This window comes from Embleya scabrispora DSM 41855, from assembly GCF_000372745.1.
GTDB classification, from domain to species: domain Bacteria; phylum Actinomycetota; class Actinomycetes; order Streptomycetales; family Streptomycetaceae; genus Embleya; species Embleya scabrispora.
The window spans coordinates 86,308-113,100 of sequence record NZ_KB889563.1 but is presented as its reverse complement, the minus strand read 5'-3'; the positions used below and the strand labels follow the sequence as shown (position 1 = coordinate 113,100).

The following is a 26,793-nucleotide window of genomic DNA, read 5'->3' as shown; positions in this document are numbered from 1 at the left end:
CACCGTTGAAGTTCCCCGACCACGCCGAGATCATCGTCCTGGGCGGCGGTACGGCAGGCTGCGTCGTCGCCGGCCGCCTCGCCCGCCGGCATCGGGTGCTCGTCCTGGAGGCGGGCCCCGACTACGGGTCCGATCGCGCGTCGTGGCCCGCCGACCTGCTGGACGCCACCACCCTGCCGACCTCGCACGACTGGGGTTATCGCGGACCACGTCACGTCTACGAGCGCTGCCGCGTGATCGGAGGCTGCTCCACCCACAACGGCTGTACGCAGAGCAGCGGATGGGCCGGCGACTACGACGCGTGGGCGGCGGCCGGCTCGCCCGGCTGGGACTCGGCCACACTGCGACCGTTGTTCGACAAGGCGTCCGCGACCATGCGGTTGAGGACCTACCGCCAAGACGAGATCCAACCGTTCCAGCAGCACTTCATCGCGGCGGGCGCGGCGCTCGGCCTGCCCGTCCGCAACGACTTCGAGGACCTCGCCGGCGGGCTCGGCATCGGCTGCGCACCGGTCAACATCACCCCCGACGGTGTGCGCGTCAACACGGCCTTCGCCTACCTCGATCCCGTTCGCGAACAGGGCAACCTCACCGTGATCGGCGGCGTGCAGGCCGATCGGATCGTGCTGCGCAACGGCCGCGCGGTGGCGGTGGACGTCCTCCACGACGGCCGCCGGCACCGGATCCACGCCGACCTCGTGGTGCTGAGCGCCGGTGCCTACGGCAGCCCCGAAGTACTGCTGCGCTCCGGCATCGGTCCGGCCGCCCACCTCGCCGAGGTCGGTGTCGAGGTGCGGCACGAACTCCCGGGCGTGGGTGAAAACCTGCACGATCATCCGTCCGTCCAGCTGGAGTTCGCCGGATCCGCGGAACTCGCCGCCGACCTGGCCGACTTCGCCCGGGCCCGCATGCTGCCCGACGAACAAGCCCTGGCCAAGCTTCGCTCGCCCCATGCCGGAGACGCGCCCTACGACCTGCACGTCTACCCATGGGTCGAGCGGGACGCGACGACGGAGCACGCCTGGCGCTGCATCGTCCCGGTCGCGCTGCTGCGCCCCCGGGCACGGGGCTCGGTACGGCTGCGTTCCGGCGACCCGTACGCCCTCGCCCACGTCGACCACGCCTACCTGACCCACCCGGACGATCTCGAGGCCCTCGCCCACGGCCTGGGCTGGATACGGGAGTTGGACCTGTCCCCCTACCTGGGACCGGCGCTGCTCACTCCCGAAGGCGACATCCACGACTGGATCAAGGCGAACCACCAGCACTACTGGCATCCGGCGGGCAGCTGCCGGATGGGGCCTGCCGACGATCCGTCGGCCGTCGTCGACCACACCGGCAAGGTGCACGGGCTGGAGGGCCTCCATGTCGCCGACGCCTCCGTCTTCCCCGACATCCCCCGCAGTACCCCCGCCCTGCCGACCACGGTGGTCGGCGAACGGGTGGCCGCCTTCATCGAGGAGACCCTGTGACTCACCAGGACATCATCGACCCGCGTACCGGCGAGGTCTACGATCGCGTTCCCACGGCATCGTCCACGGAATTGCACGACGCGGTCCGCGCGGCCGCTGCCGCGTTCGAGACCTGGCGGTCCGTCACCCCCGGGGAGCGGCAGGACGCGCTCCTCGCCCTGGCCGACGCGATCGCCGAGCAGGCGCCCGGACTTGCCGCCGCCGAGTGCCGCAACACGGGCAAGGACCACGCCGAGGTGCTGGAGGCGGAGATCCCGGCCGCCGTCGACGTGCTTCGCTTCATGGCCGGCGCGGCACGCGGCGTCCACGGGCCGACGGCGGGGGAGTACGTGCGCGGACACTCGTCGCAGGTGGCCCGCGAACCGGTCGGAGTCTGCGCCCTCATCACGCCGTGGAACCACCCGCTGGGATCGGCGGTCGACAAGCTCGCGCCGGCCCTGGCCGCGGGAAACACCGTCGTGCTCAAGCCTGCGGAAACCACCCCCATGAGCACTCTCGTCCTCGGCGAGATCTGCAACGAAGTGCTGCCGCCAGGCGTCGTCAACGTCGTTTGCGGCGACCGCGACACCGGCCGGGCCCTGGTCGTCGATCCGTTCACCGCCCTGGTCTCCCTCACCGGAAGCACCCGTGCGGGCGCCGAGGTCACCACCGCCGCCGGACTCGCCGGCATCAAACGGCTGCACCTGGAACTGGGCGGTGACGCACCCGCGATCGTGCTCGCCGACGCCGACCTGGCCGAGGCGGCCGACGGCATCGCGGAAGCCGCCTTCTACAACGCGGGTCAGGACTGCACCGCCGCATGCCGAGTGCTGGTCGCCGCCGAGGTACACGATCGACTGGTCGCGATGCTGGCCGAACGCGCGGCCCGGACCGCGGTCGGCCCGCTGAACAGCCGGACCCACCTGTCCCGGGTGAGCGCCTACCTCCAGAGCCTGCCCGAGCACGCCACCGTCGTCACCGGCGGCACACCCGTCCCCGGGCCCGGCTTCTTCTTCGAACCGACCGTGGTGACCGGAGTACGCCAGGACGACGCGATCGTGCAGGACGAGGTCTTCGGCCCGATCCTCACCGTCCAGCCCTTCACCGACGAGGACGAGGCGATCCGGCTGGCCAACGACGTACCCTTCGGCCTGGCGGCATCCGTGTGGAGCCGCGACGCGGCGACAGGCGCCCGACTGGCCCGGCGCATCGACGCGGGCACCGTGTGGATCAACTGCCACGGCGTATACGCGACCGAAATGCCGCATGGTGGCTTCAAGCACTCCGGGTACGGCAAGGACCTGTCGGTCTACGCGCTGGACTCCTACACCCGGATCAAGCACGTGATGAGCAAGACCACGTGAGGTCCCGCGGCCGGGCCGACTGAGTCGATCCCGTGGGTACTCTCGATGGAGGATCGGCCCACGCCTGCGGATGAGGGGGGTGAGGTACGGATGCCGGTGGGGCTGTCCCGGAAGGGATCGTTCCATTGTTCGGTTGTGCCCGACCGGCCCCACCCCCCACGACCGCGGACCTCGAAGGTACTCCGACCGGCCTCATTCAGCACACGGAACCTAACACCCGCCTCCGACACGGGGCGTCTTCCGGGCGGCGGCGGTCGGCGCGGCCGTTGCGCGGCGCACATCGGCACGAAATACCCTTGGTTCCATTACTTCGAAAGTTCGGACATCCGCTCCGTGGCCCTTCTTCCGGCCGGGTGGACCGTAAACGAAATCGTGCTGGTCGGCGAAATCTGGCAACGCCTCCAGGATCGGTATAATGGTCTACGGTATTATTTACTCGTACCGACCCGCCGGAGCAATCTCGGCCGCGAAACGTAGTGCGTCCGAGAACCGTCCGCACGGGGCCGAATGTACTTCCATCGGCGCGTCCGGGTTCCGGTCACGAAGCGGATACGACGGTCGGGCGCCTCCCCAGCCGGTGCTCTGCGGCGTACATCACGCGCTGTAATCCCACATCCCAGGCTTGTCTTCGTCATTTCCGGGCAGCAGTGGCGCATCCCTGATCGCACAAGGCGGTCGCCCGGCCCGAATAGGCGTAAACGCCTACGTCGCCAACATGCGCATAGGTGATCGTGTCGGGTATTGCAAGTCAAGGAGCCTCTGGTGCGTGTTTCAGTGGGAGTCGAAGAGGAATTCCACGTCGTCGGAGCCGACAGTCGACGACTTGTGTCGGAGGCGCCCGCGCTGCTCCGGCGACTGTCGGAGGACACCTACACCCCCGAGTTCCGCCGGTCGGTCATCGAGACGAACAGCGCCGTCCACGCGACCCTGGACGACCTGCACCGTGACCTCCGCGAGACCCGCAGCACGCTCGCCGACGCGGCGGACGCCCTCGGATTGGCCGTCGTCGCCGCCGGCACGGTACCGCTGGCCCGCGCCGAGGACATCGGCACCACCTCCGATCACCGCTACGCCGAGATGGCTCGGGACTACCGCCTCGTCGCGGACGAACAACTCATCTGCGGGGCGCAGGTCCACATCGACGTGCCCGACCGGGACACGGCCGTGCGCGCGATGTCGCTCGTCTCCCCATGGTTGCCGGTGCTGCTCGCGTTGACGGCCAGTTCACCGTTCTGGCTCGGCGCCGACACCGGATACGCGAGTTGGCGCACGCTCCTGTGGCAGCGCTGGCCCACCGCCGGGCCCGCCGGGCATTTCGCGTCAGCCGCCGAGTACGACGACACCCTCGCCGATCTCGTGCGTTCGGGGGTCATCAGCGACGCCGGCATGGTCTATTACGACGTTCGCCCCTCCGCCCACCAGCGCACCCTGGAGCTGCGCATCGCCGACGCGTGCCCGCGGACGGAGACCGTCGTCCTCGTCGCGGGCCTGTTCCGCGCACTCGTCGTCGACGCATGTGAAGCCGTGCGCGAAGACCGCGCCGACGAGCCCACCGCCCGCACGGAGTGGCTCCGCGCCGCGACCTGGCGTGCGGCCCGCTCCGGCCTCGAAGGCCCGCTGGTCGATCCGCTCACCCGCGAACCGGCCTCCGCGTCCGACGTCGTGCACACCATGCTGTCGCGACTGCGCTCCCGGCTGGAGTCCTTCGACGACTGGGCGACGGTGAACCTTCTCGCCCACGAACAACTCGCCCGCGGCAGCGAGGCACACCGACTGCGCCGGTACGCGCCTCAAAAGCGATGGGTCGACGCGGTGAGCGACCTGATCGCGCTCACCCGCGGCGACCGTCCCCCGACCACGCGGCCGCGGCCCGGTACCCGAACCACCTCGAACCGAGGAGGTAAGCGATGTGCGGCCTGAGCGGTGAAATACGTTTCGACGGCACACGACCCGACCTGGCCGGCGTCGAGCGCATGACCGACCGCTTGGCGCCGCGTGGGCCCGATGGCCGCGGCATGTGGTGCCAGGCAGCGATCGCACTGGGCCACCGCCGCCTCCAGGTCATCGACCTGTCCGAGCACGGCGCACAACCGATGACCGACCCCGATACGGGTGTGACCGGCGTTTTCAACGGCTGCATCTACAACTATCGGGAACTGCGGGAGACGCTGCGCGGATTGGGTCACCGCTTCTTCTCCACCTCCGACACCGAGGTCGTGCTCAAGGCGTACCGGGAATGGGGGATCGACTGCGTCGACCGCCTTTACGGGATGTTCGCGTTCGCGATCGCCGAACACGCGAGCGGCCGACTGGTGCTCGCCCGCGACCGCCTCGGCATCAAGCCCCTGTATCTGGCACAGGAACCCGGCCGACTGCGATTCGCCTCGTCGTTGCCGGCGCTGCTGGCCGGCGGCGGCATCGACACCTCGATCGACCCCGTCGCCCTGCACCAGTACCTCAGTCTGCACGCCACCGTCGCCGCCCCGCGCACCATCCTGGCGGGCGTACGCAAACTCGCCCCCGCCACCGTGCGTGTCATCGAGCCCGACGGCGAGTACCGCGACCATCGCTACTGGCAACCGGACTACACCCGCCGTGTCGAACACGCGGACATGACCGCCGCCGATTGGCGCGCCGCGCTTCTCGATTCGTTGCGAACGGCCGTACGCCGACGCACCGTTGCCGACGTACAGGTGGGCGTGCTGCTGTCCGGCGGCCTCGACTCCAGCCTGATCGTCGCGCTCCTCGCCGAGGTGGGCCAGGAAGACCTGGCCACATTCAGCGTCGGCTTCGAAACCGAGGGCGGCGAGAGCGGCGACGAGTTCCACTACTCCGACGTCGTCGCCCACCACTTCGACACCGACCACCATCAACTCCTCGTGCCCTCGGACCGATTGCCGACCGCCCTCGACGGCGCGATCGCCGCCATGAGCGAACCGATGGTCAGCCATGACGTCGTCGCGTTCCACCTGCTGTCCGAACAGGTCGCCAAACACGTCAAGGTCGTACAGAGCGGGCAGGGCGCCGACGAGATCCTGGCCGGCTACCACTGGTACCCGGACCTCGCCGCCGTCTCCCGCGAACGAGAGCCCCAGCGGTACGCCGACGTCTACTTCGACCGCGACCACGCCGACCTGGCCCGCATCCTGCAACCTCACATGCTGGTCGACCGCGACGTCTCGGGCGAACTCGTACGCGCCCACATGGCCGCCGCCGGCGCGCAGACCGCGTTGGACGCGGCGCTGCGCCTGGATACGCACGTGATGATGGTCGACGACCCGGTCAAGCGCGTCGACAACATGACCGCCGATTGGGGCCTGGAGGCGCGGGTGCCCTTCCTCGACCACGAGTTCGTCGAACTGGCGGCGGCGTGTCCACCCGAACTCAAGCTGGCCCAGGGAGGCAAGGGCATCCTCAAGGACGCGGGGCGCCACATACTGCCCGCCGAGATCGTCGACCGGACGAAGGGATATTTCCCGCTTCCCGCGATCCGGCACATGGCCGGCCCCGTACTGGCCCGCGTCAGGGAGACGCTGTCCACGTCGCAGGCCCGCGAACGAGGCATCTTCCGCGCGGAGTTCGTGACCGAGTTGATGGCCGCGCCCGACACGCACCGCACCCGGCGCGGGGCGAACGCGCTGTGGCAGGTGGCCCTGTTGGAGATGTGGTTCCAAAGTCACGGAATCGAGTGATCACGATGTACGACCCGCAAGGGGCGCACACGGGCGATCGGGACCACGAGCAGCACGCCGTCGGCGTGCCCGTCACCCTCGCGCTGCCCGACGCCGTCGGCGGGCGCGGCCCCCACCGCTGGGCGCGGGCGCACGCGTGCGGGTACCCCTCGGGTGACCAGACCGGTGAACACGTGGCCTTCGTCTGTGATCGGGCCGGTGTGCCCCAGCTCTGGGTCGGGCGCGCGAGCGACGAGGAACCACACCTGCTGGACAGCAGTGCCGATCCCGTAACGGAGGTGTCGTGGTCGCCGGACGGGCGCTGGATCGCCTACACCGCGACCACCGGCGGCGGAGGGCACACCCGCGTGTTGTGTGTACACCCGGACGGCTCGGGCCGCCGCGTCCTGGCGGACGCGACGGCGGGCGGCTCCGCACACCTGGGATGTTGGACGCGCGACGGGCGGTCGGTATGCGTCACGACGACCGAACCGGCGACGGCCGACCTCGGCGCGATCTCCGCCGCGCCCTCGCGGACCGGACCCGCCGGCGAAGGGTATGGGGGCGTCGGAACGGCCTCGGACCGACTGATTCGCGCGCCGGCCGCCGACGCGGACGCCTGGGAGCGAGCGGGTGAGAGTCGATCGGCCGCCTACCTGCTCGACCCCGACGGCGTTCGTTCACCGACCTTGCTCGCGTTCGAGGCGGGTGCGGCGACGCTGCGGGTGTGCGACGTGAGCGCCGACGGCCGACTGGTGCTGCTACGACGCGGCCCACGCGGACATCGCCAGGCCGTGGTCGTGTCCTCGGCCCGTGTCGAGCCCATGTGCGTGCTGCGCGCGGCGGACGGAGACCCGTGGATCGGCCGGTTCGCCCCCGACGGTCGCACCCTGTGGGTGCGTAGCGACGCCGACCGCGAGTTCGCGGCCCTGATCCGCGTCGAACTCACCACCGCGGGCTCGCTCGTCCGTACCCGGGTCGCCACCGAACGCGCGGGCGCCGACCTGGAGACGTTGTCGATTGCCGCCGACGGGCGAACGGCCGCGCTCTCGTGGAACGAAAGCGGTCGCAGTGCGGCCGAGCTCGTCACGTTGCGCCCATCCGGTCCGGCCGCGACGCGCCTGCGGACCGTGCCGCTGGCCCACGAGGTGGTCACCCGGGTGGCGCCGGCCGGCCCCGCGGGTTGGTGGCTCGCGCTTTCCGGCTCGCGGCGGCGTCCCGGCGTATGGCGGCTGACCGCCGACGCGGCGGGGCCGACCCGCACGCCGTGGTCCTCGCGCAGCGCCGACACCGTGGCGTACGGGAAGGCACCTGTCGTGCCCCGACCACTGCGGGTGCCCGCACGCGACGGGCTCGCACCCGCCGGCTGGTACTACCGTGCCCCGGGCCGCGACGAGGGCGGCCCGGGGCCGTGCGTGGTGTCACTGCACGGCGGCCCCGAGGAGGAGGCGCGGCCCGTCTTCGACCCGCTGCACCATCGCCTCCTCGCGCGCGGCATCGACGTGTTCACGCCGAACGTGCGCGGTTCCGCCGGAGCGGGCCGATCGTTCGTCGACGCCGACCTCGGCCGTGGACGGTTCCGGGCCTTCGACGATGTCGCGGACTGCGCGGCGCACATCGTGCTCACCGGGCGAGCGGACCCCAACAAGCTCGCGGTGATGGGGCATTCGTACGGCGGGTACCTCACCCTCGCCGCCCTGACGTGGTATCCCGAGCTGTTCCGTACCGGCATCGCGATCTGTGGCATGTCGGACCTGACGGCGTTCTTCGCCGGCACCGAACCGTGGCTCGCGCGCTCGGCCGCCGTCAAGTACGGTCACCCGCGTCACGACCGCGAACTCCTGCGAGAACTGTCCCCGATGAACCGGATCGACGCTCTGCGCGTGCCCTTCCTCGCGGTGCACGGCGAACACGACACCAACGTCCCGGCGGACGAATCCCGCCGGATCGTGCGCGCGGCCCGAGAACGCGGCATCCCCGCACGGCTGTTGCTCCTTCCCGACGAAGGACACGAGTTCCTGCACGCCGACAGCCGCGCGCGGGCGGGGACCGCCATCGAACACTGGATGTCACGACACCTGATCGGTTGAGGCACGGCCGAGATCCGCCTTGCACCGAGCGCCGCGACGGACGCCGGCGGGGTTTCGGGACGCTCCACGCCGACGAGCTTCGAGCGCGCCCGGAAACACCACCACGAAGATGCCCGGCATGTGCGATCACGGAGCCGGATCCACGGCGTGCAGGACCGCTCGGTCCCCGTCCCCGGTGAGCAGGATCGCGCGGCCGGCGCTGACGCTCCAGGGGATGGCGGCGTGGTCCGGCACCGCTACGACGCCGGACACCGTCAACGCGACGGAGTGGCCGTCGCGCGTGCCGTACACCCGGCCGCCGGCGACAGAGCGGGCGACGAAGCCCGGGGTGACCGACGCGCGCCCCTCGGCGAGATCGAGGACGACGGGTCCCAAAGCCGCCGTGGGATTGCCGTCCGGGTGGATCCAGGCGCTCGACAGGGACCCGGTGGGGGCGTCGGCGCCGGCGAGTACCCGGCCGGAGGAGGAGTCGTGCACGGCGAGTGTTTCGCTGCCGTCCCCGGGGCCGGACCACACGACGGCGACCGTCCCGTGCCCGCCGCCGGCCATGCGCAGTATGCGCGCGCCGGGACGCGGCGGCAGCGGAGCCACCACGCGTGTCCTCCCGTCGAAGCCGAGCAGCTCCCAGGGTCCGACGGAGCGCCCCGCGAGGACGTACGCCGCGTCGGCGGCCATCGCTACGGTTCCGGGCGACGGCCGAACCGGGGTGAGGGCATCGCCGCGCAGCGCGGCGGCCGATCCGTCGGGCCCGGTCACCAGCGGGAGGGCGCCGGCGTAGCTGACGTGGGCGCCGGGCGCGAGTTCGACCGTGGTCGGCGGAGGCGAGGGTTGGGCGCGGTGTGGCGACCACACCAGGAGCCGGCCCTCGGTCTCGGCGACGAGCACCGGCGCGGCCGGGTCGCCGGTCGCGTGCAGCGCGGCGTCGCCCGCCGGCAGCGGCTCACCGACCCGATCGATCCGCCCGTCGTGCGGATCGAGGAGGGCGACACGACGGTCCGGCGTGAGTACGGCCAGCACACCCCCGAGCGCTGCCACGCTCGGCCGGCCGGCCCCCGGCGGCGCGATCGACCGCGACCAGGCGGACGTCTGCCGCCAGCCGGCCGGCGCGGTGACCGCCGCGGGCTCGGCACGCGAGGTCGCGCTCGGTCGTGACCCCGCGGATTCGTCGTCCGGCCATACGAGGACCGCGACGACCGTGACCGCCGTGGCGACCGCGAGGCCGATCGCGACCGGCACGACGCGGAGACCGGAGCGGGACGCACGCCGCCGCGCGCGACCGGGTCGTGCGGGCGGGGTCGAAGGCGGCTGTTCGGGCGGTGGCGGGGCGGCTTCGGGCAGGTCCGGCGGTGCGTGCGGGTCGTGCTCGTCGGAGGCCCGCGTGTGCGAGTCGTTTCCGTCGCTGTCGACCCACCACTCGCCGAAGTCGCCGTCGTGGCCGTCGGTCGGTGCCGCGTCCCCTTCGCACGACGGGGCGTATGCCTCGTCGTCGGGGATGTCCGTGTCGGGATCGGGATGGGGCTCGGCCAGGAACGTGAGCGTGCCGTCCGGGTCGACGAGCAGGGGATAGCGCGTGCCGTCCGGATCGACGTCGATCGCGCGCACGGGCCGGTCGAGGAGGGACGCCGTGAAGCGGACCTCGTCGATGGCGGCATGCCGGGCTTCCGCTCCCTCGGGAACGTAGACGGGCGTACCGTCCACGGTCGCGGTCCCGTCTTCGGGGTACTCGATGACGAAAAGGGGCGTGGCCGGGACGGCGGAGGCGTGGGTGGTCAACGGTTCTCCCAAGCTCTCGGACGGTTCGAGTGGGCGCGGACGTCGTCAGCGAGAGGCCGCCGGCGCGCAGGTGGCCGGACCGGTGCGTGGCCCCGGGCGAAGCGCGGCGCTCATTGTTCCGGTCCGGGACCGCGCGGCCCCCGTGGCCGCGGGATGCGGACAGGGCCGTCGGGCCAGGCGTCGAGTGCGGCCCGGTACGGGTATTCCGGTCGAACGCGTCCGAGACCTTCGCACAGGTCGACGTCCCCCGTCCGACGGCCCCGGGCAAGACGGAGCCCGACCCGGCGACAAGATGATCCTCTCGGCCATGGTCGGCTCCTCGCTGTCGTCGATCGGGTGATTCCGGCACCCGGCTTCCATGCCGTCGCGTGGGCGCGCCGGTCGCGGTACCGGTTCAACGAGCGACCCACGCCCGGGCAACGGATCAGTCGCCGGATTGCGGCGGTGGCACCACCGAAAGACCTGCCCGGGTCGGTCGAGGACGCCGACACGACCTGTGCCGAAAGACATCCGAACCCGGTGGGTTCGAATCCGTGTCCGTGAACCACCCACCGTGATTGGTGACTCGCGCCGCGAGGCCACCCCGGCACCGGAGTAACTCCCCGAGCATGCACGCGTTACCCCCTACGGGACAAACCTCGTGCTCACGGAGGAACGCGTGCATATCACTCGACCGGCCGCCGCAGCCGCTCTCCTGCTCCTGCTCGTGGCCGCCTGCGACACCGCGCCGGCAACCACCCCTACCCGAGCCCTCGATCCCGCCCTGGCCGCGAACAGCGTGCCGCTGCCCGGCGCCGGCACGCCCGGGAGCTTGCCGTCCACGACGAATCCCCTCGGCTCCACCGGCCCCGCGACACCCGCGACCTCGGCGGAGACCGCACCATCCGACCCGCAGCGAGAGGGCTCGCGCGCCGACGCCCGATCGACCGCATCCTCCCCGTCGTCCCGTGGATCCGGCGCGTCGGACCGCGCCGACCATTCCGCCGAGACATCACCCCGACGCGGTCAACCCGACCGCACCACGTCCAAGGGGGGCGCCGTCGACCCCTGGGCCGCCTGTGGCTTCGGCGTTCGGTTCAGCGGCCGGGGAGAGGATGCCCCCGAGGCCCGCTTCTGCCGTTCCGCCCACGGCTGACGCGCACCGGACGGTTTCCGGGCACTCACACACGGGCGTTCGGTTCGGAGACGACCGGTCGAAGCCGTGGCCGTGCGTTTGGCCGACCGTGCCGCTCTGTCGGCTCCTGCGACCGGTAGGCGCAGTGCCCCGACCGGCGACCGTGATGAGGTTTCGCATCGGGGCGAACGCTTCGAACGGTACGTCCGGCGCCAGGTCGAGCACTCGGTTACGCTTCGGACTTGATCCGGACCCGGTCCAACGGAGCGGGCGAAATCGTCGGATGCGCCCGCAAGTACGCGATGAACGCCCAACTGTCCAGGCTGCCGCGTACGGCGTTGGTGTAGTCACCGAAGGAGAACCCATCCGCGCCCAGGATCGTGTTGGCGAGGGCGGCCACCCGGTAGGTGCGGTCGAGGTCGAGCGGATTCCCGTCGACGGTGACGTCCGAAGAGCCGACGCGCCTACCCCTCGGCTGGTTGCGATCGTGGGAGTAGGACACGTTGCGCGAGACGGCGAGCGGCACCATGAATTCGGAACCGTTCTCCGCCACGCGCCACTGCTGCTCCAGGATCGCCTTCAAGCGGGCTCCGGTGATGCTCACCGTGAGCACCGGGTTGCCGTATCCGTAGGCTCCCCAGGCTTCACTGAACAGGATCCGGCCGTCGGCGTCTTCGGCGAGGGAGCCCTTGGCGTAGGCCAGATCACCGCCGAGCGGATTGGCGAACGGCTCCGGCGGAACGGCCAAGAGCGCCAGATCGGCCTTGCCCGCAGGAGTGCGACTTGCCTCCCAGTACTGCACATCGGCGAAGAGGTCGGCGGCCGTACTCTCGCCGGCCTCGTTCCGGGCACGCAGGAAGTCGCCCGTCTGGGTGGCCAATGCGGACACGTATCGGGTGTTGGATCGCGCGTTCCAATAGTCCACGATTCGTTGCATCGCCGGGTCGGCGGGAACGTCGCGCGTGACGGGGTGGTTGACCGAGCGGGTGCGCTTGCGCATGACCTCGCCCGTACCGGGGTCCAACGCCAGATCGATTTCGTTGATCAACGACCCATGGTGCCCGGCCTCCACGACCGGTCTGGGAACTCCCGCAGGATCATCGACCATGCAGTTGAAGTGACCGTGCCAGTGCCCGGTGACCACGACGTCCACGTCCGGCGAGACACGCTTGGCGATATCGACGGCGGGACCCTCCACCTGGTCGCAACTGTCATAGGGGGCCGCCATTCCACTCTTCGGCCAGGCGCCCTCGTGCATGTTGAGGACGATTGCCCGAACCCCCTTCGCGACCAGTTCGGCGGCATACTTGTTGGTGGATTCCACGATGTCGAGCCCTCGTAGATCCGGCTGGTACGACGTGGAACCGCGTGGTGCGTCCGGCACGGTCATGCCGATGAATCCGATCCGAAAGACATGGCCCGCAGCGTCGGTGACGTTTTCGATGCGGTACGGGGGAACCACTGGTTGCCCCGAGACGGCGCCCACGATGTTGCCCGATTGGTAGTCGAAGTCCGCGCCATGGAAACGGGCCCCGGTCGAGTCGGTGAAGCAACTGTCCTGACCGATCGTGCCGAAGCACACGCCGTTTTCCATGTGGTCGGTCAGGAAGGAGGGCGATACGTCGAGTTCGTGGTTGCCGAGCGCCGAAAAGCGCACACCCAGTGCGTTGAACACCTCGATGGTGGGCTCGTTTTGGTACGCCGCGACCTCGAACGGCCAACCGGAGAAGGTGTCGCCACTGGCGTACAGCAGCGAGTTCCGGTGACCCGCCCGGAGCCGCTTCGTGTGTGTCGCGAGGTAGGCGGCCCCACCCACCGTCACCGCGGCGCCGTCCGGTCCGGTGATCACCCCGTCCGAGCCGGGGGAGGGGGGATTGAGGTAGCCGTGGAAGTCGGTGATGTTCAAGAGTTGCACCGAGACCGGTTCGGCAACCGCTTCGGCGTGGGCGGGCGAAAAGGCCATTGCGGTGAGCAGCGCGCTGAACGCTGCGACCAGCGCGACGCGCGACAATGGTCGTTGCACCGATGACCTCCTTGAGGACGCGGGTGGGTACACCTCGACCTCGCATCGTGAAACGCGCGCAGCCCTCCACCACCCGGCGCCCGGCGATGGGCCGACACGCGGAGACGGACAGGCGAACCCTCCGCCAGGACGAGAACATCGCAAGCCCGGATGGCCCGTGACGCCGACTTGTTGTCGCTGCTTGTGACGATGTTCCACGGCGATGCGGGTCGGCCCACGCCAACACGTCGACGGAATCGGATAATCACACGAATGCCGTATGCGTGATCGGGCGGAGGCGCGACACGGAGCGGGTCGGCACATCGCGGCAATCCCGCTTCGGCCGCCGCCGTCGCAGGCCCATCCCTGAGGCGGACGTGCGGAGTTCGGACGACTTCAACGTTTGCGGCCGTCGGCTGAGAACAGCGGTTCGTCGACGCGGCGCGGGATCCGGCCGCGCGGCTCGCCGCAGCGGCGGACGAGCGTGATCACGAGGCAACCCTGCCGGTCGCCGATCCCACCGCGTGGCACGAGGCCGGCCCGGACATGGCGGCGATGCCCCGAGGCCGGGGCGGTTCCGGGCTGTCCTACGCGAGGAGAACCGCAGCCGGAAGATTCTTCGAAAAAGCCCGCCGCCCGACGTCGAGAACGGGAAATCGACTCCGACCCCCTCGTGAAAACGATGCGCGAGCCCGGTCGAACCCCCGGACCACCATCGACCAAGCTCTGCCGATCCGCAGGAAAGGGCGTCCACCGGGACGGACGTCCCCTTCCGGGGCCGGCCGGTCACGGACACGGTGACGACTGTTTTCCGGTCCGGGGGAGTCTCACCACCGTTGTCGACAGCATGGGAGGAAAACACACATGACTCAGCTACTGAGAGTGCAGAATTTCAACGTCTCGAGTGACGGGATCGGTGCCGGTGAGGATCAGACCCTCGAGCGCCCGTTCGGCCACGTCGATCCCGAGCGTCTGTTCGGCTGGGCCGGCGCCACGGCGAGCTGGCCCATGCGCACCGAGCCAGGGGGGAGCCGCGGCCTCGACGACCACCTCACCCGGGACTACGCACGCAACATCGGCGCCGAGATCATGGGCCGCAACAAGTTCGGTCCGCAGCGCGGACCCTGGCGCGATCACCAGTGGCGCGGCTGGTGGGGTGACGAGCCCCCGTTCCGCACCCCCGTGTTCGTCATGACGCACCACGAACGTCCTTCGTTCACGCTCTCCGACACCACGTTCCACTTCGTCGACGCCGACCCGGCCACGGTCCTGGAGCGGGCGCGGGCGGCGGCGGGGGGCAAGGACGTCAGGCTCGGCGGCGGGGCCGGCACCATCCGGGAGTTCCTGGACGCCGACCTCGTCGACACCATGCATGTGGTGGTCTCACCGGTCAAGCTCGGGTCCGGAATACGGCTGTGGGAGTCCCCCGACGAACTCCTCGACCGGTTCCACCTCGACGTCGTCCCCAGCCCGAGCGGCGTGACACACCACCTGTTCTGGCGAAAGTGACGTTATTCGGCTCACCGTCCGTTCGGGAACGAATGCAGTGCTTCCGCCTGGCGCGGCGCTGCTTCGAGCAGGGCCAGACCGGTGGACCGACCGCGAACGGCGGGGCCGGCACGGAGGCCGACCCCGCCGTTCGGGGTTGTGACGCGGAGGTCGCGGGGCGTGTTCGCGGGCGTGCGAGGCGTGCCTCGGTTCCGCCGGTTCAGTTCTGCGGGATGTATACCGCGCACGTGGAGAACGCGTTGTTCAGGACGCACTGGAACAGTTTGTTCCACTTGCTGCCGTCGTCGTCGGCGGCCTTGGCCAGCGTGTCGGCGCACGAGTCGTCGGCGAGACCCCACAGGGATCCGTCCGGCCGGCCGACTTGACCGGTGCGGCTGGATCGTGTCGAGGCAGACCTGCGGCGGACCGTAGCTCTTGACCGCCTCCAGGAACTCCTGGTACTTGGAATTCTGCGCCGGGTTCTGCGCCGGATTCTGCATCGCGCCGGTCCGCGCCGCCAGCGTCGTCTGCAGCGTCTTATGCGCGGCTTCCTTCGCCTGCGGCGTCGCCTTCGGGTCCCGGATGACCTCCATGGCCTCGGCGGTGGTCTTGGAGGTCTCCTTCAGGATCTCGTCGACCCGGGCCTTGTCTTCCGGCGCCTTGGGCGCGGTCTTCGGGTCCTGGGCGGCCGGCAGCGCGCCGGCGGTCGCTTGCGAGATCTTGATGAGTTCGGCCTTGTTCTCCGGCGCGGTCTGCGGATCCAGGGCGAGGGCAGAGCTGTAGGCGAGATCTTGCGCGAGTTGGGCGCGTTCGACTGCTTGGGCCCGGGCGTGTCGGGTTGCTTCGGCTCGGGGACGGGTGTCGGCGGTGTCGGCGATGCGGGAGTGCCGATGGAGAGGGTGTTCGGAGCCTGTGGGCCGGCATCACGGGCGGCAGCGGCCGCAGTCGGGAACGCGACCGCGGCGGCCAGGCAGGAGACGCCGACTATGCGGGAGAGCTGTCGCCGGGCGGTGTCGGACATAGTGAATCCAGGTGCGTTGGAGGATGGCTGCCGGCCGGTGCCGACTCGGCTCCTGACGCGGCCCAGGGTCACCCGGATGAGGGCTCAACAATGCGCCCTCGGTGACACGATCCACTCTTCGCCTCCTGTTCGCCTGGTGCAACTCAGGCTGCGCGCCCACCGCAACCCAGGCTCCGCGTCCGAGAATCGGCCGGCGTCGGGCGCGTGGGGTGGGCTTGATCGACTTTGCCGAACACCTGGGATGCGGGCCGCGCGCCACCGACAGGATGCCCATCATGGAGAGCGTGCCGAGACGCAGTTTCCTCATTTCTTCCGGACAGCGGGAACACCCGAGACACCGCCGACACGAGCCATGTCACACAACCACCGACTCCCCGCCACCGAAAGCCCAAGTCGTGGAGAACAGACCGACATTCGACCCCTACCCGGCCTTCCTCGCCCTCGCCGCCGCACTGATCCGCCATGAACAACTCATGCAAGTCACCACGCGGGACACGGTCTTAGACTCGGAGCTGCGGCGTAGCACGGGGCTCGCCAGGCAAGGGGACAGACGTGAGGAATCAGACGAACCCCCAGTCGGCCGACGGATGGACGCAGAACGACGAATACCTGTGGCACACCTGCGACATCGTGGCCGATGTCGTCACGGGCCAGGCGGACCGTCGCCCGCTCGTAGCGAGCACGGCCCGGATCGAGCCGGGGGAGCGCGTGCTCGCGACCGGGGCGGGGGAGCACTTCAGGCTGCGCGCGGTGGGCAACGGCAGTTACCGCAGCACCGGGGTGGCCGCGGTCGGGAGGCCGGGGTTCGTGGTGGGCGCGCTTGCCCTGAACGCCTTGGGCAACGCGGCGCGCCGCAAGCGTGCGCAGCAGGACACCGTCCCGCGCTGGGTGCACGACGGCGGCGGCGAACTGACCATCACGCATCTGTCGGCGTACCTCGCGCATCCCCGCAACCCGCTGAGTCTGGGTTTCACCGGTCTCGACCAGATCGACCTGCCCGAGCCCGGCGTCTTCGAGTGTCGCTACCACGACATGTACGGGAAGGGGTACATGTGCGTGCGCGTCGCCACCCCGTGGGCATCCCTGGTGTTCGCGCTCGCGGCGCTCGCGGCGTTTCCGGCCCACCCCCGGCTGCTGGGCGGCGCGTGGCTTCCTCCGGGTTTCGAGGAGCGCTGCGCCCACTTCGGCCGACCGGTGCGCCCCGCCCAGCGGCTGGTGTTGGGTCAGGGCTAGAAGAGCAACGCCGGGTCACGACGCGATGACACGGCCGGCGACCCCGGCCCATTCATTGGCGGTGACCGCCGGTCGGCATCAGGTGGGGGTCAGCGGTGTGGCCTGGGCGATGAGGAGGGCGACGTCGTCGTGGTCGTCGGGGTGCCGTAGGGCCTGCACGAGCCATTGACACATGTCGCCGAGGGGTCGGCGTGGCTGTGCGAGGGTGCGGACCAGGAGGTCCAGGCGCTCGTCTATGGGGTGGTGGCGGGTTTCGACGAGGCCGTCGGTGTAGAGGAGGAGTCGGTCGCCCGCGTTCAGCTCGAAGGTTGTGGTGAGGAACGGGATGCCGCCGACGCCGAGGGGCACTCCGGTGGGCAGATCGAGGAGATGCGGCGGCCCGTCCTCGCGGGCGAGGACGGGCGGCAGGTGCCCGGCGTTGGCGATGTGGCACTGCCGGCGGTGGGGGTCGTACACGGTGTAGAGGCAGGTCGCGATGTAGTGCTCCAGCCCGCGGGTGATCTTGTCCAGGTGTTGGAGGATCGCGTCGGGGGCGAGGGCGAGGTCGGCGAACGCGCAGGTGGCGGTGCGCAGGCGGCCCATGGTTGCGGCGGCGTCGATGCCGTTGCCCATGACGTCCCCGATGACCAGGGCGGTCTTGTCGTCGGCGAGGGGGATGACGTCGTACCAGTCGCCGCCGATCTCGTTGGAGGCTTGGGCGGGCTGGTAGTAGGAGGCGAAGTCCAGTCCGGTCAGCTGCGGCGGTTCGCCGGGCAGGAGGCTGCGCTGGAGGGTCTCGGCGGCGTTGCGGACGCTTTGATGCCAGCGGGCGTTGTCGATGGCCACGGCGGCGCGGGCGGCGAGTTCGACGGCGAGGATCACGTCGTCCTCGTCGAAGGGGAGCGGGTTGCCGGCGCGCATCAGGTCGAAGGCGCCGAGGACTTCGTTGCGGGCGATCAGCGGCACGGCGAGGTAGGAGTGCACACCGGCCCGGGCGAAGGCGCTCGCGGCGTCGGAGTTGCGGGCGATCCGCAGCAGGTCGTCTCGGCCGGTGTGGGCGACGACGACGGGCCGGCCGGTGTGCACGCACTGGGTGATGAGCCGGTCGGCGCCGTAGGCGGCCAGGTCGCCGGCCTTGTAGGCGGCGGCGGCCTCGGTGGGGTCGTCGGCGGCGACGGCGAGCGCACGGAACAGCTCCGGACCCTCGGACGGAGCGGTGGTGCGGCGGAGGGCGAGGACGGCCTCGAGGACGTCCACCACGGCGAAGTCGGCCAGTTCGGGGACGGCGACGTCCGCCAGTTCGTGCGCGGTCGTCTCGACCTCCAGGGTGGTGCCGACCCGGGCGGACGCGTCGGCGATCACGGCCAAACGGCGCCGAGCCCGGTCCGCCTCGGTCGTCGCCCGGTGCCGTTCGGTGACGTCGACGACCGAGGTCGCCACGCCGATCACCCTCCCGTTCGATCCTTCGAGCCGGTAGTACGACACGGACCAGGCGTGTTCGTGGTCCGGGTCCGCGGGGGTGTGGCCGACGGTGTATTGGTCGATGAGCGGTGTGCCGGTCAGGAGCACGTGCCGCAGCGCGGACTCCATGGTGTCGACATCGAGAAACGGCACGATGTCGTGCGGGCGGGCGCCGATGTGGTCGGCGGCGGGGATGCCGTTGATGCGTTCCAGGGCCGGGTTGACCAGCAGGTAGCGAAGGTCGGTGTCCATCAGCGCGATGCCGATGGGCGCTTGCGAGACGAGGCGCTCGGACAGGGCCAGGTCGGTCTCGACCCGCCGCAGGGTGGTCTGGTCGGCGACGATGCCCAGGGCGTAGACGTCGCCGAGGTCGTCCAGCAGCCGCATGTTGCGGAACTCCGCCAGGCGGGTGCCGCCATCCTTGTGCCGGATCGGAAAGGCGCCTGCCCAGCTGGCACCGGTGCCCATCACCTCGGTGAACAGCTTGTGCACCAAATCGCGGTTCTCCGGGTGAACCAAAAGCCGCTCCGCGAGCCGGCCCAGGGCCTCCTCGGCGGAGTAGCCGAACACGTCGTCCGCCTGCGGGCTCCAGAACACGATCCGCCCGCTCGTGTCCAGCACGATCGCAGCGACACCGAGCAAGTCCAGCAGCCCACCCGGCGGCGACGGCCCGGCCTCGTTCTCGGACCGTTCGCCTTCGGGAGGCATCGGCACATCCATCCTGTAACGCTCCCTCCACGGGCAGCCCTCACGGCCGCGCGCGAGACCCTTCTTCCTTCCATGCTCAGCCCCAGAGCCGGGCGGAGCACATCGGCACCCGCACCGCCTGTCGCCGCACGGCCGACAACCCCGGCTCGATACGGGGGCGGCGACTCCACGGACAACGGCGCCGCGAACCAGTGGGAGTGCAACAACTCGACCACCCGGACATGGGTGAGATGGCTCTGAGCGCTGCGGCGGCGGGCGTTGTCCATGCGGTGTACACGCGTTCGTCCACCCGACACGCCCCCACGGGCGCCATCGAGCGCGCACCCGTCCTCGCGTGCCCGGAAGGCGTTTGAGGTTCACACCGAATCTTCGGGGAGAAGAATCGCGTCAGTCGAGGCCGAGTGCGTTGAGGACGCCCTGGAGATAGCCGATCGCGTGGGCGCGGCCACGGCTGCAGTAGGCGTCGGGGGAGATGTCGAGCCAGGTGTCGGGGTCGCCGATCATGGCCGGCACGTGGTCGTCGATGATGAAGCCGTCGAAGCCCACATCGTGGAGGCGGCTGATGACACGGGCGGGGTTGTAGTTGCCCTCGCCGAGGAAGCACTCGCGGAAGGACGGGACGGTTCCCTGGACGTCCCGGAAATGGACGTAGAAGATCGCACCGAGCGGACCGAGCGTGTCGACGACCTCGTTGACGGCGTCCTCGCCGCCCATCTCGGAGACCGTGCCGAGGCAGAAATCCAGTCCCCAGGCCGGGCTTCCCTTCGCCTGCTCGCGCGCCGCGGCCAGCGAGGCCGGTGAGTTGAAGATGCGCGCCGCGCCGCCCAGCGGCTCGTCCACCGGCGGGTCGTCGGGGTGCAGTGCCAGCCGCACCCCGGCTTCCTCGGCGACGGGCAGGACCGCGTCGAGGAAGTACTGGTGGTTGGCCCACATCTGCTCGGCCGTGATCGGCTCGGACGGCGGTTCGGTGGGCGAAAGTCGGTAGGAGGCGAGCGCGTTGCCGGCGCCGATGTCGGCCAGGTCGAAGGAGGTGACCTTGGCGCCGCCGCGGCCCGCCACATCCATGTCGGTGCGCCACACGAACGTGGGCAGCCAGTTGTAGCCGAGCATGTCGATGCCGACCGCGCCCATGTTCCGGATGGTCGTGCGGTAGTTCTCGATCTGCTCGTCCCGCCCCGGAAGGCCCTGCTGCACTTTCCAGAAGTGTGCCAGGGGGACGTTCTCCAGTCCGTCGATGCGCAGCCCGTCGGCGTCGCAGCGCTCGCGCAGCGCCCGCAGCTCCTCCAGGCTCCAGTGGCCCGCCTTGCCGGGCAGCAGGTCGGGGGTGTGGAACTGGACGCCGGTGAGCCCGAGTTGATGGGCGAAGGTCGCCGTCCTGTCGTCGTAGACGTCGATGTGACCGAGGGACAGCCTCAGCGTCATGCTCGTACCGCTTTCTGGGTCTGCCGGCCGAGGCCGTCGATGTCGGCCTCGGCGAGGTCGCCTTCGGTGGGATGGGGGAACCGGCCGGAGAGCGTGACGCCCTCGGCGGTGCCGGTGTTGACGATGTCGCCGGGCTTCGGGAGCGTGACCCGGCCGAGCAGGTGAATCGGCGTGGCGACATCGAGGATCGTGTCCGACGTCGAAGAGGACTGCCGGGGCTCGCCGTCGACCCGGGACCGCAGCCCGAGCGCCTGGGGGTCGGGGCCCTCGTCGTGGTCCGGCGGCGGCGATCCGGACTCGGCGGCGTGGGCGGCGTGGTTCAGGCCGACGCACGGCACGATGCCGGGGCGAGCCACGGGCGTGCCGATACGCAGGGATCTCATGATGGTCCTTTCCGCATGGAAGGAAGGGCCGGCCACGTGCGGAACCCGCCGTCGGCGGCCGGCGCGGTCGGTGCGGCCGATCCGGCCCGCCCGGTCCTCATCAGGCGAAGTAACCGGGGTAGCGGCCCTGGAGGCCGGGGGCGGCCTCCAGGACCCTGCGCGCGTGCCTGCTGATGTGTTCGTGGCCGATCGCCGCGTCGCCGGATTCCAGCGCGTCCACGATCGCCGTGTGGTCGTCGATGAGAACGCGCACCGCCTCCGGGTCGGGCAGGCCGAGCCGCCGGAAGCGGTTCAGGTGCATCTTCATCGGCTGCATGAGCTGCCAGGCGCCGAGATGGCCGCTCATCGCGAAGACCTGCCGGTGGAGCGCCTCGTCGGCGGCGAAGAAGCCATCGAGGTCGTGGGCCCGGTGGCAGCGTTCCTGTTCGGCGAGGAGGCTACGCAGCCCGGCGACGTCCCGCTCCGCCTTTTCGCAGGCCGCGGCGAACGCGGCCAACTCGAGGCTCTCGCGGACGAAGCGCGCCTGCTCCACGTCGTGCAGCCGGATCGGCTCCACCCGGGTGCCCACCTGAGGCACGACGGATACGAGACCGCCGTCCACGAGCCGCGCGATGGCCTCGCGCAACGGCGTACGGCTGACCTGCAACTGCTCGGCGAGATCCGTCTCCGACAGCGACGCACCCGGTTCGATCCGCAGGTCGCGGATGGCCGCGGCCAACTCCTCGTACACACGGTCGGAGGTGCGCCGGCGGACCCGCAGCCGCCCCACCGATGAGAGGGCCGGCGGGCCGCCCGCGAGGTTTCGATCCGATTTCACGAAAGGAATCCTTGCATACTGGAGAACTTGTATGCAAGCATCCGTAACCCCCAGGCAATCTCCGGTTTACCAGCGGAGGCACCTGGAACTTCTTGCGGAGAGCAGCTGAGTCGCCAACGAGAGAGGAAGACTCGTGCTGATGAAGCATCTGTCGGATACGACACCACCCCCCGATCCAGCCGGCCCGGACGTCCCCGTGCTCTCTGCCACCGGGATCTCCAAGCGCTTCGGTCACGTCACGGCACTGACCGACGTATCCCTGGCGGTGGCCCCCGGTGAGGTCGTGGCGCTGATGGGCGACAACGGCGCGGGCAAGTCCACGCTGATCAAGATCCTGTCGGGTGCCCTCGCCCCGGACAGCGGCGAGTTGCGCGTAGGCGGCGAACGGGTCCACTTCGCCAACCCCTCGGACGCCCGCGCCGCCGGCATCGAGACCGTCTACCAGGACCTCGCGCTGGCCGACGACCTGTCCGCCCCCGCCAACCTGTTCCTGGGCCGTGAGCGCCGCAGGGCCGGACTGCTGGGCCGGCTGGGCGTCCTCGACAACAAGCGGATGCAGGCCGAGGCGGAGGAGTATCTGCGCACCCTCGGCGCCCGCGTTCCGGACTACCAGGCCCCGGTGCGGATGTTCTCCGGCGGTCAACGCCAGACCGTGGCGATCGCCCGGGCCGGGATCTGGGCCCGCGAGTTGGTCATCATGGACGAGCCCACCGCCGCGCTGGGCCTCGTCCAGACCGAGCAGGTCGCCCGGCTGATCAAGCGCACCCGGGATCGGGGCATCGCCGTCATCGTCATCAGCCACAGCGTGCCGTTCGTGACCGACGTGGCCGACCGCATCGTCGTGCTCCGTCTGGGCTCCACCGCCGCGACGCTGTCGCCCGCCACCACCTCGCACGACGAGATCGTCGCCGCCATCACGGGCGCGGCCACCGGGGCCCGGACCGACCAGCAGGGAAGCACGTCATGACTGCCCATGTCCCCACCTCCACGGTCGGCGCGGACGCATCCGGTTCGGACACCGCTAACCGGCTGCGCCGCGCAGTCGCCGCGCTGACGAGCAACTGGGTCTTCCTGGCGCTGGTCGTCCTCGTGCTGGCCTTCTCGGTCCAGGCCGGCGAAACGTTCTTCAACGCGGACAACTTCCGCAACATCCTGTTCAACGCCTCCGGGACAATCCTGCTGGCCGTCGGCACCGCCTATCTGATCATCGGCGGACAACTCGACCTGTCCATCGGATCCGTGCTGGTCTTCAGCCAGGTGATCGCCGCCAAGACGATCGTCGCCGTCGGCGGGTCCGCGGAAAGTGGATATCCCAACGCCGGTGCCGCCATCGCGCTCGGCATCGCCGTCTCGGTGGCCGTCGGCGCGGCGTGGGGCCTGCTCAACGGCGTCCTTGTCACCCGCTTGAAGATCCCCTCGTTCATCATCACGCTCGGCACTCTCGGCATGGGCCTGGGCCTGGCACAGGTCATCACCAAGGGCACCGACGTCACCGGGCTGCCGCCGCAGATGGTCACCGATATCGGCATGCGCCAGGTGCTCGGGCTGCCGCTGCCCGTGTGGATCGCCGCCGTCGTGGCCGTCGTGGCCGGCCTCGTCCTTGCCAGGACGGAGTTCGGCCGGTACACCTACGCCATCGGCTCCAACGCCGAAGGCGCCCGCCGCAGCGGCATCAAGGTGACCCGCCATCAGATCGTGCTCTTCACCATGATGGGCGCCCTGGCGGGCCTGGCCGGCGTCCTGGACGTCGCCCGGTTCACCACCACCCAGGTCAGCGGCCACAGTGCCGACAACCTCGTCGCCATCGCCGCCGTCATCATCGGCGGGGCCAGCCTCTTCGGCGGCCGCGGCACCATCTTCGGCACCGCCGTCGGGGTCATGATCCCGGCCGTGCTCAACAACGGACTGGTCATCGTCAACGTCCAGCCGTTCTGGCAGACGGTGGCCATCGGCGCCATCCTCATCGTCGCCGTCGCCATCGACGACATCAAACGCCGTCAGCAACTGCGCGCGTCCTGACCCCTCGCAGCATCGCGGAGCTCCGCCGCACACAAGGAACGGATCACCCCATGTCCCGCAGAACCACCCGAGCCGCGCTGGCGGCCACCGCCACGGCCACCGCCCTCGTCCTGTCGGCCTGTTCCTCCTCCAGCACCCCCGCCGGCGGGAACAGCGGCGGCTCCGGCAAGCACCGCACCATCGCCTTCATCCCCGGCTGCACCTGCGACCCGTACTACTCGACCGAGATCGAAGGCTTCAAGGCCGCGGCCAAGGCGGCCGGTGCCACCGCGATCGTGCAGGGCCCGGCCAACTTCCAGGCGTCCGAGCAGATCCCCGTCCTCCAGGCGGTCGCCCAGAAGAAGCCGGACGCCATCGTCATCGACCCGACCGACGCCACCGCGCTCGCCGCCCCCATCGCCGTGGTGGTCGCCAAGGGCATCCCGGTGATGACGACCGGAAACAACGTCAACAGCGACAAAATCTTCACCGCCGTCGCGGCCAGCTCCACCAAGGGCGGCACGCTCGGCGCCCAGGAGCTCATGAAGCAGAAGCCCGAAGGCGGCAAGGTGGTGTTCGTGCACATCAAGCCGGGCATCAGCTCCATCGACGATCGCGAGAAGGGCTACCGGGAGGCCTTCGCGGGTCAGTCCAACTACAAGGTGCTGGCCAACCTTTACGCCGGCAACGACTCCGCCACGCAGGCCGCCGGCCTGGTGCAGTCCGCCATCACCGCCAATCCCGACCTGGTCGCCATCTTCGCCTCGAACGTCATCACCGCCGAGGGCGCGGCCAACGCCGTCAAGGCCGCCGGCAAGACCGGCAGGATCGCCGTGGTCGGCTACGACGCGAGCCCGCAGGAGGCCACCCACCTCAGGGACGGCACCCTCACCGCCCTCGTCTCCCAAAACCCGTACCAGATAGGCCAGTTGGCCGTGGAGAACACGCTGAAGTACCTCGGGGGCGACCACAACATCCCCAAGGATCAGCCGCTCGTCCCGCTGGTCATCACCAAGGACAACCTGGACGACCCGGCCTCGCAGACGGCCCTGTACAAGTAACTCCGCGCCTCCCGCGCCTCGTCCCGGGGCCGCCCCCGTCGGCCCCGGGGCCTCCTCCCGCAGTCTCCACGCAGAAGGACCGCACACCCATGGAATTCGAGGGCAAGTCCGCACTGGTTACCGGCGGTTCCAGCGGCATCGGCCTGGCCGCGGCCGAACTCCTGGCCTCCCGCGGCGCGCGGGTGGTGTCCGCGTCCGTCACACCGCCGGAGGCGGCCGGCCACGACGCGATCACCCATGTCGAGACCGACGTCACCGACGAGACCTCGGTCGCCGCCGCCGTCGCGCACGCCGTCCGGCATCACGGCGGACTCGACATCCTGGTCGCCTGCGCCGGCATCCAGCGCTACGGCACCGCCGCCGACACCCCGCGCACGACCTGGCAGGAGGTGATGGCGGTCAACGTCGAGGGCGCCTTCCTCGCCGCCAAACACGCCCTGCCCGCCCTGCGCGCCTGCGGCGCGGGTTCGATCGTGCTCGTCTCGTCCGTCCAGGCCTTCGTCACCCAGAAGAACGTCGCCGCCTACACCGCCGGCAAGGGCGCTCTCAACGCCCTCACCCGCTCCATCGCCATCGACGAAGCGCAGCACGGAGTACGCGCCAACACCGTCTGCCCCGGCTCCGTCGACACCCCCATGCTGCGCACTGCCGCCGCCGGCTTCGCGGGCAGTCCCGCGAAGGCCGAATCGCTGATCGCGACCTGGGGCCGTAGCCACCCGCTCGGCCGCGTCGCCCGCCCCGACGAGGTCGCCGAGGCCATCGCCTTCCTCGCGAGCGACCGCGCGAGCTTCGTGACCGGCATCGCGCTGCCCGTCGACGGCGGCCTGCTCGCCCAGGTGGCCGTCGCGCTTCCCGACTGACCCCGCCGATACCAACCAACCACCGGAGCACCGATGTTGGCCATCGACATCACCGTCGCCGTCCCGGGCACCGCCAGGGTGGGCGAGGGGCCGTTCTGGGACGCCGCCACCAGCGAGCTGACCTGGGTGGACATCCTCGACGGCGCCATCCACACGGCCGACCCCACCCGGCCGCACCCGCGTACCACCATCCTGCCGACCCTCGTCGGCGCTGCCGTCCCGAAACGCTCCGGCGGATTCGTCGCGGCCACCGCTGAAGGCTTCATGGACATCCGCCGCGACGGCATCCGGACCACCCGCCGTACCGTCCTGCCACCCGGCCGCCGGATGAACGACGCCAAGTGCGACCCGGCCGGGCGACTGTGGGCCGGCAGCTGCGACCTGGACTTGGCCCCCGCGCGCGGTGCTCTGCACGTCCTGGACACCGACTGGACGGTCCATCACGTCCTCGACGACCTGACCCAGCCCAACGGGCTCGGCTGGAGCCCGGACGGCCATACCTTCTACCTGATCGACACCGCCGCCCGGGAGGTCGGCGCCTTCGACCTTCCGCCCGACCGGCTCGCCCTCGGCAACCGCCGCACCCTCGCACGCTTTTCCTCCGGCGGCGGGGCACCCGACGGGATGGCGATCGACGCCGAAGGCTGCCTGTGGATCGCCATGTGGGGCGGCGGCCGACTCGTCCGCGTCGCCCCCGACGGCCGCCTCCTCGGCGAAGTCCCGCTGCCCGTCGCCCAGCCCTCGTCCTGCGCCTTCGGCGGCCCCGACCTCGACGTCCTGTACGTCACCACCGCCCGAGAGGGCCTCGGACCCCACCCTGTCGGCCCCGCAGGCTCCGTCCTGGCCGTCCGCGGCCTCGGCGTACGGGGCCTGCCCGTCGCCCGGTTCGGAGGCTGA

At 70.5% G+C, this 26,793-nt stretch carries 19 protein-coding genes; 12 read left to right on the top strand and 7 right to left on the bottom strand.

Going from position 1 to position 26,793, the window contains the following annotated elements; genetic code table 11:
• The first annotated feature begins 5 nt into the window (after nucleotides 1–5).
• The 5 genes from A3IC_RS69955 to A3IC_RS0104525 all read left to right on the top strand — a co-directional run bounded on the left by A3IC_RS69955 (nucleotide 6) and on the right by A3IC_RS0104525 (nucleotide 8,576).
• Nucleotides 6–1,472 (top strand): GMC family oxidoreductase, encoded by a 1,467-nt coding sequence (locus tag A3IC_RS69955; protein ID WP_020548882.1) that lies wholly within the window; start codon nucleotides 6–8, stop codon nucleotides 1,470–1,472.
• A complete protein-coding gene (locus A3IC_RS0104540) occupies nucleotides 1,469–2,815 on the top strand; it encodes an aldehyde dehydrogenase family protein (protein WP_020548881.1) in 1,347 nt (448 codons plus the stop codon). The genes A3IC_RS69955 and A3IC_RS0104540 overlap by 4 nt, the downstream gene beginning before the upstream one ends.
• A 762-nt stretch (nucleotides 2,816–3,577) precedes the next feature.
• Nucleotides 3,578–4,735: a carboxylate-amine ligase gene (locus A3IC_RS0104535; RefSeq protein WP_079026247.1), complete on the top strand. Its 1,158-nt coding sequence runs from the start codon at nucleotides 3,578–3,580 to the stop codon at nucleotides 4,733–4,735.
• Nucleotides 4,723–6,507 carry an N-acetylglutaminylglutamine amidotransferase gene (locus A3IC_RS0104530; protein WP_020548879.1) on the top strand — a complete coding sequence of 595 codons (1,785 nt, stop codon included), beginning with the start codon at nucleotides 4,723–4,725 and terminating at the stop codon, nucleotides 6,505–6,507. The genes A3IC_RS0104535 and A3IC_RS0104530 overlap by 13 nt, the downstream gene beginning before the upstream one ends.
• A gap of 5 nt (nucleotides 6,508–6,512) precedes the next feature.
• Nucleotides 6,513–8,576, top strand: a complete 2,064-nt coding sequence (locus A3IC_RS0104525) for a S9 family peptidase (RefSeq protein ID WP_063744800.1) — start codon at nucleotides 6,513–6,515, stop codon at nucleotides 8,574–8,576.
• A gap of 126 nt (nucleotides 8,577–8,702) precedes the next feature.
• Here A3IC_RS0104525 and A3IC_RS0104520 read toward each other — a convergent pair whose 3' ends face one another.
• Nucleotides 8,703–10,349 carry a hypothetical protein gene (locus tag A3IC_RS0104520; RefSeq protein WP_026217882.1) on the bottom strand — a complete coding sequence of 549 codons (1,647 nt, stop codon included), beginning with the start codon at nucleotides 10,347–10,349 and terminating at the stop codon, nucleotides 8,703–8,705.
• 1,343 nt (nucleotides 10,350–11,692) lie between these two features.
• The gene (locus A3IC_RS0104510; protein ID WP_205353733.1) at nucleotides 11,693–13,486 is read right to left on the bottom strand and encodes a bifunctional metallophosphatase/5'-nucleotidase; all 1,794 of its coding nucleotides are present in this window, start codon (nucleotides 13,484–13,486) and stop codon (nucleotides 11,693–11,695) included.
• 843 nt (nucleotides 13,487–14,329) lie between these two features.
• On the opposite strand from A3IC_RS0104510, the gene A3IC_RS0104500 reads away from it, so the two are divergent.
• On the top strand, nucleotides 14,330–14,974 hold the full coding sequence (locus A3IC_RS0104500) for a dihydrofolate reductase family protein (protein ID WP_020548875.1): 645 nt from the start codon (nucleotides 14,330–14,332) through the stop codon (nucleotides 14,972–14,974).
• A gap of 11 nt (nucleotides 14,975–14,985) precedes the next feature.
• Here A3IC_RS0104500 and A3IC_RS68295 read toward each other — a convergent pair whose 3' ends face one another.
• On the bottom strand, nucleotides 14,986–15,546 hold the full coding sequence (locus A3IC_RS68295; protein WP_158695801.1) for a hypothetical protein: 561 nt from the start codon (nucleotides 15,544–15,546) through the stop codon (nucleotides 14,986–14,988).
• 980 nt (nucleotides 15,547–16,526) lie between these two features.
• On the opposite strand from A3IC_RS68295, the gene A3IC_RS61805 reads away from it, so the two are divergent.
• A complete protein-coding gene (locus A3IC_RS61805) occupies nucleotides 16,527–17,207 on the top strand; it encodes a hypothetical protein (RefSeq protein WP_020548872.1) in 681 nt (226 codons plus the stop codon).
• 78 nt (nucleotides 17,208–17,285) lie between these two features.
• Here the strand turns inward: A3IC_RS61805 and A3IC_RS0104480 are convergent, their stop codons facing one another.
• From A3IC_RS0104480 to A3IC_RS52455, 4 genes are all read right to left on the bottom strand, one after another.
• Nucleotides 17,286–19,355, bottom strand: a complete 2,070-nt coding sequence (locus A3IC_RS0104480) for a SpoIIE family protein phosphatase (protein ID WP_040876131.1) — start codon at nucleotides 19,353–19,355, stop codon at nucleotides 17,286–17,288.
• A 387-nt stretch (nucleotides 19,356–19,742) separates the two neighbouring features.
• The gene (locus tag A3IC_RS0104475) at nucleotides 19,743–20,777 is read right to left on the bottom strand and encodes a mannonate dehydratase (RefSeq protein ID WP_020548870.1); all 1,035 of its coding nucleotides are present in this window, start codon (nucleotides 20,775–20,777) and stop codon (nucleotides 19,743–19,745) included.
• Nucleotides 20,774–21,160, bottom strand: coding sequence for a fumarylacetoacetate hydrolase family protein (locus A3IC_RS0104470; protein ID WP_079026245.1), 387 nt, complete (start codon nucleotides 21,158–21,160; stop codon nucleotides 20,774–20,776). Before A3IC_RS0104470 ends, A3IC_RS0104475 begins: the two co-directional genes overlap by 4 nt.
• Before the next feature lie 100 nt (nucleotides 21,161–21,260).
• Complete coding sequence (locus A3IC_RS52455) at nucleotides 21,261–21,977, bottom strand: GntR family transcriptional regulator (RefSeq protein ID WP_106668783.1); 717 nt, start codon at nucleotides 21,975–21,977, stop codon at nucleotides 21,261–21,263.
• Between the two features lie 139 nt (nucleotides 21,978–22,116).
• Between A3IC_RS52455 and A3IC_RS52450 the strand changes: the two genes are divergently transcribed.
• The 5 genes from A3IC_RS52450 to A3IC_RS0104440 all read left to right on the top strand — a co-directional run bounded on the left by A3IC_RS52450 (nucleotide 22,117) and on the right by A3IC_RS0104440 (nucleotide 26,793).
• The gene (locus tag A3IC_RS52450) at nucleotides 22,117–22,944 is read left to right on the top strand and encodes an ATP-binding cassette domain-containing protein (RefSeq protein WP_052173206.1); all 828 of its coding nucleotides are present in this window, start codon (nucleotides 22,117–22,119) and stop codon (nucleotides 22,942–22,944) included.
• A complete protein-coding gene (locus A3IC_RS0104455) occupies nucleotides 22,941–23,996 on the top strand; it encodes an ABC transporter permease (RefSeq protein WP_020548866.1) in 1,056 nt (351 codons plus the stop codon). Before A3IC_RS52450 ends, A3IC_RS0104455 begins: the two co-directional genes overlap by 4 nt.
• A gap of 50 nt (nucleotides 23,997–24,046) precedes the next feature.
• Nucleotides 24,047–25,036 carry a substrate-binding domain-containing protein gene (locus tag A3IC_RS0104450; RefSeq protein WP_020548865.1) on the top strand — a complete coding sequence of 330 codons (990 nt, stop codon included), beginning with the start codon at nucleotides 24,047–24,049 and terminating at the stop codon, nucleotides 25,034–25,036.
• 89 nt (nucleotides 25,037–25,125) lie between these two features.
• Nucleotides 25,126–25,896 (top strand): SDR family oxidoreductase, encoded by a 771-nt coding sequence (locus tag A3IC_RS0104445; protein ID WP_020548864.1) that lies wholly within the window; start codon nucleotides 25,126–25,128, stop codon nucleotides 25,894–25,896.
• Nucleotides 25,897–25,929: 33 nt separating this feature from the next.
• Nucleotides 25,930–26,793, top strand: coding sequence for an SMP-30/gluconolactonase/LRE family protein (locus tag A3IC_RS0104440; protein ID WP_020548863.1), 864 nt, complete (start codon nucleotides 25,930–25,932; stop codon nucleotides 26,791–26,793).